Origin of the sequence: Acinetobacter sp. 1542444 (assembly GCF_000581835.1) — a bacterium.
In the GTDB taxonomy this organism is placed as follows: Bacteria; Pseudomonadota; Gammaproteobacteria; order Pseudomonadales; family Moraxellaceae; genus Acinetobacter; species Acinetobacter pittii.
Map to the genome: position 1 here is coordinate 49,244 of NZ_JEYA01000010.1, position 7,606 is coordinate 56,849.

The following is a 7,606-nucleotide window of genomic DNA, read 5'->3' on the forward strand; positions in this document are numbered from 1 at the left end:
TTGTATCTTGATTACATGAGTTGTATGCGAATATAGTCAAACAACAAAGAATTCTGTAGAAAATATGAAGGATAAGAGGAATTCATGGAGATAGGCATGACAGCATTTAATCAAAAAATTCAAACATTGCTAGATAAGGGCCAAGGGCCTGCTGCTCGAGCTCTTGATAAGTTACCTCGATTAGCTCAAGAATCACTTGCCAAAATCCTTGGATATGCCTACCAATACCCGGAGCTCGATTCGTTTACTAAATGTATGATGGCCGTACAAATTAAACAGGGACGTATTGGTTTCATTGGTTCAGATCCTATTGAGTCTAGACGGCAGTTTGATACACAAATGTTGGCTATACGCCAGAAATCAACTGAAATTGAGTCAGTGGAAGACATTCGTTTGCCGCTTCAAAGTGGAACTGTTTTCGCAAGACACTATCATCCGTCACCGAATAAAAAATTACCTCTGATTGTTTTCTATCACGGGGGAGGGTTCGTTGTAGGTGGTTTAGATACTCATGATGAGGTTTGTCGTATATTGGCAAAATATGCAAAAGTACAAGTACTCAGTATTGATTATCCACTTGCACCTGAGGTCTCACCTCAACATTTAATCCAATCATGTGAAGATGCATTAGCTTGGGTATATCAAAATCGCAGACAACTAAAAATATTAAAAAATCGTATTGCTGTAGCAGGGGATAGTGCAGGCGGCAATATTAGTACGGTTGTGGCTCAACGATCAGTAAACAAACCTTATGCTCCACAAGCACAGCTTCTCATTTACCCTACAGTTGATTTTAAAAGCCGACATCCTTCTTTCTATGCCTATAATGAAGGATTGGTTTTAACAGATAATGATATCAATTATGTTACCCAATATTATGCAACTCAGCATAATGTAGAATTAGATGATCCAATTATTTCTCCAACCTATGGTAATTTGAAAAAGAATCCACCAGCTTTTGTGATTACGGCTGGTCATGACGTATTGCATGATGAAGCGAAAATTTATAGCTATAAGTTAAGACAAAATGGCGTCAAAATGCATTATGAAGAATATCCGGATCAAACCCACGGTTTTATAAACTTGACACCTATTTCGAAAAAGGCAAAACGCTATACCATCGAGATCAGTAAAAACTTCAGAAAGTTCTGGGATAAAAATAGTTAAACAAAAGCTTAGTCCATGTTTCACGTGGAACGTGGACTAATACTCAAATCTAAAATATAAAGTACTAAATAAAAGATAATAAATACTCACTAGAATTCTTTTATATAGATGATTAAATTTATCATTTATTAAGTTTGGCATTTTGTTGTAGGAAGATATGAAAAAATTATTAATGTTATGTTGTTTAGGTATAAGCAGTCATTCAGTATGGGCTGACACCTTAGTTGAAATGCAAACGAATTTGGGTAATGTTGAAATACAACTTTATGATGATAAAGCACCAAACAGTGTGAAGAATTTTAAAGACTATATAAAGTCAGGCTTTTATAAAGATACGATATTTCACCGCGTAATTCCTGGTTTTATGGTGCAGGGCGGTGGACTTACTGCAAATATGCAGGAAAAGACTACGCGAGCACCTATCAAAAATGAAGCTGGAAATGGAATTGCTAACACACGCGGAACGTTGGCGATGGCTCGTACTGCAAATCCTGACTCAGCTACTAGTCAGTTTTTCATAAACGTTGCAGATAATAATTTTTTAAATCGTTCTGCGGGTAATGCGGGTTACGCAGTTTTTGGAAAAGTAATTAAAGGAATGGAAGTGGTTGACCGTATTGTTCAGGTCCCTACATCAAACTATGGCATGCATCAAAACGTACCAAAACAGTCTATAAAGATAGTAGATATAAAGTTTAAAACTCTTCAAAAATAAATTAACTATATAAATCAGATATTTGTTTGTTTTTGAGAGTTTTTTTGGCTGAAAAAGAACCGGTCGAACGTACATATTTATAAAAGTGCTTGCGTACCAGTTTTTTTTCCCTATAATGCACTCATCCCGACGCGATACACGAGAATATCTTAGCTTACAGGGTTAAGATGAAAGCTTGGTGTTGCGTTGAATTCTGTCTCTGACGAAGAGCAGAAAAATCATTAAGAGAATTGAAGAACAACTTGTGTGGATTTTTACTGATTGATTAATCGAAATAATTTTCATTGATTGATTGGTTTAAATTACTCGAAGTTTATTTGAGCGAAATTTAAGTCAGTAATTGATGAGCCAGAATTGGCACCTTGTCTTTAAATAAGGTGCAAAATGATTTTAACTGAAGAGTTTGATCATGGCTCAGATTGAACGCTGGCGGCAGGCTTAACACATGCAAGTCGAGCGGAGAGAGGTAGCTTGCTACTGATCTTAGCGGCGGACGGGTGAGTAATGCTTAGGAATCTGCCTATTAGTGGGGGACAACATTTCGAAAGGAATGCTAATACCGCATACGTCCTACGGGAGAAAGCAGGGGATCTTCGGACCTTGCGCTAATAGATGAGCCTAAGTCGGATTAGCTAGTTGGTGGGGTAAAGGCCTACCAAGGCGACGATCTGTAGCGGGTCTGAGAGGATGATCCGCCACACTGGGACTGAGACACGGCCCAGACTCCTACGGGAGGCAGCAGTGGGGAATATTGGACAATGGGCGCAAGCCTGATCCAGCCATGCCGCGTGTGTGAAGAAGGCCTTATGGTTGTAAAGCACTTTAAGCGAGGAGGAGGCTACTTTAGTTAATACCTAGAGATAGTGGACGTTACTCGCAGAATAAGCACCGGCTAACTCTGTGCCAGCAGCCGCGGTAATACAGAGGGTGCAAGCGTTAATCGGATTTACTGGGCGTAAAGCGCGCGTAGGCGGCTAATTAAGTCAAATGTGAAATCCCCGAGCTTAACTTGGGAATTGCATTCGATACTGGTTAGCTAGAGTGTGGGAGAGGATGGTAGAATTCCAGGTGTAGCGGTGAAATGCGTAGAGATCTGGAGGAATACCGATGGCGAAGGCAGCCATCTGGCCTAACACTGACGCTGAGGTGCGAAAGCATGGGGAGCAAACAGGATTAGATACCCTGGTAGTCCATGCCGTAAACGATGTCTACTAGCCGTTGGGGCCTTTGAGGCTTTAGTGGCGCAGCTAACGCGATAAGTAGACCGCCTGGGGAGTACGGTCGCAAGACTAAAACTCAAATGAATTGACGGGGGCCCGCACAAGCGGTGGAGCATGTGGTTTAATTCGATGCAACGCGAAGAACCTTACCTGGCCTTGACATAGTAAGAACTTTCCAGAGATGGATTGGTGCCTTCGGGAACTTACATACAGGTGCTGCATGGCTGTCGTCAGCTCGTGTCGTGAGATGTTGGGTTAAGTCCCGCAACGAGCGCAACCCTTTTCCTTATTTGCCAGCGAGTAATGTCGGGAACTTTAAGGATACTGCCAGTGACAAACTGGAGGAAGGCGGGGACGACGTCAAGTCATCATGGCCCTTACGGCCAGGGCTACACACGTGCTACAATGGTCGGTACAAAGGGTTGCTACCTAGCGATAGGATGCTAATCTCAAAAAGCCGATCGTAGTCCGGATTGGAGTCTGCAACTCGACTCCATGAAGTCGGAATCGCTAGTAATCGCGGATCAGAATGCCGCGGTGAATACGTTCCCGGGCCTTGTACACACCGCCCGTCACACCATGGGAGTTTGTTGCACCAGAAGTAGCTAGCCTAACTGCAAAGAGGGCGGTTACCACGGTGTGGCCGATGACTGGGGTGAAGTCGTAACAAGGTAGCCGTAGGGGAACCTGCGGCTGGATCACCTCCTTAACGAAAGATTGACGATTGGTAAGAATCCACAACAAGTTGTTCTTCATAGATGTATCTGAGGGTCTGTAGCTCAGTTGGTTAGAGCACACGCTTGATAAGCGTGGGGTCACAAGTTCAAGTCTTGTCAGACCCACCATGACTTTGACTGGTTGAAGTTATAGATAAAAGATACATGACTGATGATGTAAGCTGGGGACTTAGCTTAGTTGGTAGAGCGCCTGCTTTGCACGCAGGAGGTCAGGAGTTCGACTCTCCTAGTCTCCACCAGAACTTAAGAGAAGTTCGGATTACAGAAATTAGTAAATAGAGATTTTGGTCTTGGTTTATTAACTTCTGTGATTTAAGTATCACGGTATTAAGCATGACCTGACGAAGGCGTGTTTATTCATTAACAGATTGGCAAAATTGAGTCTGAAATAAATTGTTCACTCAAGAGTTTAGATTAAGCAATTAATCTAGATGAATTGAGAACTAGCAAATTAACTGAATCAAGCGTTTTGGTATATGAATTTAGATTGAAGCTGTACAGTGTTTAAGTACACAGGCAACAGATAGTAGCGATGAAGAATCGCACGGACAACACTCACTTGTAGGTGTTGACGACTGTTTGGGGTTGTATAGTCAAGTAATTAAGTGCATGTGGTGGATGCCTTGGCAGTCAGAGGCGATGAAAGACGTGATAGCCTGCGAAAAGCTCCGGGGAGGCGGCAAATATCCTTTGATCCGGAGATTTCTGAATGGGGGAACCCACCTACTTTAAGGTAGGTATTGCAACATGAATACATAGTGTTGCAAGGCGAACGAGGGGAAGTGAAACATCTCAGTACCCTTAGGAAAAGAAATCAATTGAGATTCCCTCAGTAGCGGCGAGCGAACGGGGATCAGCCCATTAAGTTATGTGTGTTTTAGTGGAACGCTCTGGGAAGTGCGAACGTAGAGGGTGATATTCCCGTACACGAAAGGGCACACATAATGATGACGAGTAGGGCGAGGCACGTGAAACCTTGTCTGAATATGGGGGGACCATCCTCCAAGGCTAAATACTCCTGACTGACCGATAGTGAACCAGTACCGTGAGGGAAAGGCGAAAAGAACCCCTGTGAGGGGAGTGAAATAGATCCTGAAACCGCATGCATACAAGCAGTGGGAGCACCTTCGTGGTGTGACTGCGTACCTTTTGTATAATGGGTCAGCGACTTATATTCAGTAGCGAGGTTAACCGTATAGGGGAGCCGTAGAGAAATCGAGTCTTAATAGGGCGTTTAGTTGCTGGGTATAGACCCGAAACCAGGCGATCTATCCATGAGCAGGTTGAAGGTTGGGTAACACTAACTGGAGGACCGAACCCACTGTCGTTGAAAAGCCAGGGGATGACTTGTGGATAGGGGTGAAAGGCTAATCAAGCCTGGTGATAGCTGGTTCTCCCCGAAAGCTATTTAGGTAGCGCCTCGGACGAATACCATAGGGGGTAGAGCACTGTTTCGGCTAGGGGGTCATCCCGACTTACCAAACCGATGCAAACTCCGAATACCTATGAGTACTATCCGGGAGACAGACTGCGGGTGCTAACGTCCGTAGTCAAGAGGAAAACAATCCAGACCGCCAGCTAAGGCCCCAAAATCATAGTTAAGTGGGAAACGATGTGGGAAGGCATAGACAGCTAGGAGGTTGGCTTAGAAGCAGCCACCCTTTAAAGAAAGCGTAATAGCTCACTAGTCGAGTCGGCCTGCGCGGAAGATGTAACGGGGCTAAAACTATGTGCCGAAGCTGCGGATTTGACATTAGTCAAGTGGTAGGGGAGCGTTCTGTAAGCCGATGAAGGTGTATTGAGAAGTATGCTGGAGGTATCAGAAGTGCGAATGCTGACGTGAGTAACGACAAAACGGGTGAAAAACCCGTTCGCCGAAAGACCAAGGGTTCCAGTCCAACGTTAATCGGGGCTGGGTGAGTCGACCCCTAAGGCGAGGCCGAAAGGCGTAGTCGATGGGAAATTGGTTAATATTCCAATACTTCTGTGTAATGCGATGAGAGGACGGAGAAGGTTAAGTCAGCCTGGCGTTGGTTGTCCAGGTGGAAGGATGTAGGTATGTATCTTAGGCAAATCCGGGGTACTCTATACTGAGATCCGATAGCAAGCTGTACTTGTACAGTGAAGTGGCTGATACCATGCTTCCAGGAAAAGTCTCTAAGCTTCAGTTACACAGGAATCGTACCCGAAACCGACACAGGTGGTCAGGTCGAGTAGACCAAGGCGCTTGAGAGAACTCTGCTGAAGGAACTAGGCAAAATGGTACCGTAACTTCGGGAGAAGGTACGCTGTTGTTGGTGATGGAACTTGCTTCCTGAGCTGACGACAGCCGCAGAAACCAGGCCGCTGCAACTGTTTATTAAAAACATAGCACTCTGCAAACACGAAAGTGGACGTATAGGGTGTGATGCCTGCCCGGTGCTGGAAGGTTAATTGATGGGGTTAGCGTAAGCGAAGCTCTTGATCGAAGCCCCAGTAAACGGCGGCCGTAACTATAACGGTCCTAAGGTAGCGAAATTCCTTGTCGGGTAAGTTCCGACCTGCACGAATGGCATAATGATGGCGGCGCTGTCTCCAGCAGAGGCTCAGTGAAATCGAAATCGCTGTGAAGATGCAGTGTACCCGCGGCTAGACGGAAAGACCCCGTGAACCTTTACTGCAGCTTGACACTGAACTTTGACCTTACTTGTGTAGGATAGGTGGGAGGCTTTGAAGTTGGAACGCTAGTTCCAATGGAGCCGTCCTTGAAATACCACCCTGGTAATGTTGAGGTTCTAACTCTGTCCCGTTATCCGGGACGAGGACCGTGTCTGGTGGGTAGTTTGACTGGGGCGGTCTCCTCCTAAAGAGTAACGGAGGAGTACGAAGGTGCGCTCAGCGTGGTCGGAAATCACGCGTAGAGTATAAAGGCAAAAGCGCGCTTAACTGCGAGACCCACAAGTCGAGCAGGTACGAAAGTAGGTCTTAGTGATCCGGTGGTTCTGTATGGAAGGGCCATCGCTCAACGGATAAAAGGTACTCTGGGGATAACAGGCTGATACCGCCCAAGAGTTCATATCGACGGCGGTGTTTGGCACCTCGATGTCGGCTCATCTCATCCTGGGGCTGAAGCAGGTCCCAAGGGTATGGCTGTTCGCCATTTAAAGAGGTACGCGAGCTGGGTTTAGAACGTCGTGAGACAGTTCGGTCCCTATCTACCGTGGGCGCTGGAAATTTGAGAGGATCTGCTCCTAGTACGAGAGGACCAGAGTGGACGAACCTCTGGTGTACCGGTTGTGACGCCAGTCGCATCGCCGGGTAGCTATGTTCGGAAGGGATAACCGCTGAAAGCATCTAAGCGGGAAGCCTACCTCAAGATAAGATTTCCCTAGGAATTTATTCCTCTAAAGAGCCGTTCGAGACTAGGACGTTGATAGGTTGGATGTGGAAGCATAGTGATATGTGAAGCTGACCAATACTAATTGCTCGTGAGGCTTGACTATACAACACCCAAGCAGTTGTATATGAAGCATCAATCGATTCATAAACATGCAAAGCAACTTGATTTAGTTAAACACTTAGCTAAAATGAACAACGAAAAATCAGACCAATCAGCCCATCTGTAAAGATTTGGAAAACGCAACGTATCACACAGTGAATAAAACGAAGCAAGTATCCATACCAGTTGTGCTGGCGACCATAGCAAGAGTGAACCACCTGATCCCTTCCCGAACTCAGAAGTGAAACCTCTTAGCGCTGATGGTAGTGTGGGGTTACCCATGTGAGAG

The 7,606-nt window shown here is 45.3% G+C and carries 2 protein-coding genes, 2 tRNA genes and 3 rRNA genes; all 7 read left to right on the forward strand.

Annotated features, from left to right (window positions below):
* Positions 1-96: 96 nt before the first annotated feature.
* On the forward strand, positions 97-1,167 hold the full coding sequence (locus J580_RS22325) for an alpha/beta hydrolase (RefSeq protein ID WP_032006008.1): 1,071 nt from the start codon (positions 97-99) through the stop codon (positions 1,165-1,167).
* A gap of 157 nt (positions 1,168-1,324) precedes the next feature.
* Positions 1,325-1,882 carry a peptidylprolyl isomerase gene (locus J580_RS22330; RefSeq protein ID WP_032006010.1) on the forward strand — a complete coding sequence of 186 codons (558 nt, stop codon included), beginning with the start codon at positions 1,325-1,327 and terminating at the stop codon, positions 1,880-1,882.
* A gap of 391 nt (positions 1,883-2,273) precedes the next feature.
* Positions 2,274-3,811 (forward strand): 16S ribosomal RNA (locus tag J580_RS22335).
* A gap of 59 nt (positions 3,812-3,870) precedes the next feature.
* A tRNA-Ile gene (locus J580_RS22340) sits at positions 3,871-3,947 on the forward strand.
* Positions 3,948-4,002: 55 nt separating this feature from the next.
* Positions 4,003-4,078: transfer RNA gene (locus tag J580_RS22345), tRNA-Ala, on the forward strand.
* Between the two features lie 352 nt (positions 4,079-4,430).
* A 23S ribosomal RNA gene (locus tag J580_RS22350) occupies positions 4,431-7,321 on the forward strand.
* Between the two features lie 186 nt (positions 7,322-7,507).
* Positions 7,508-7,606 (forward strand): 5S ribosomal RNA (rrf, locus tag J580_RS22355); the annotation flags it as partial.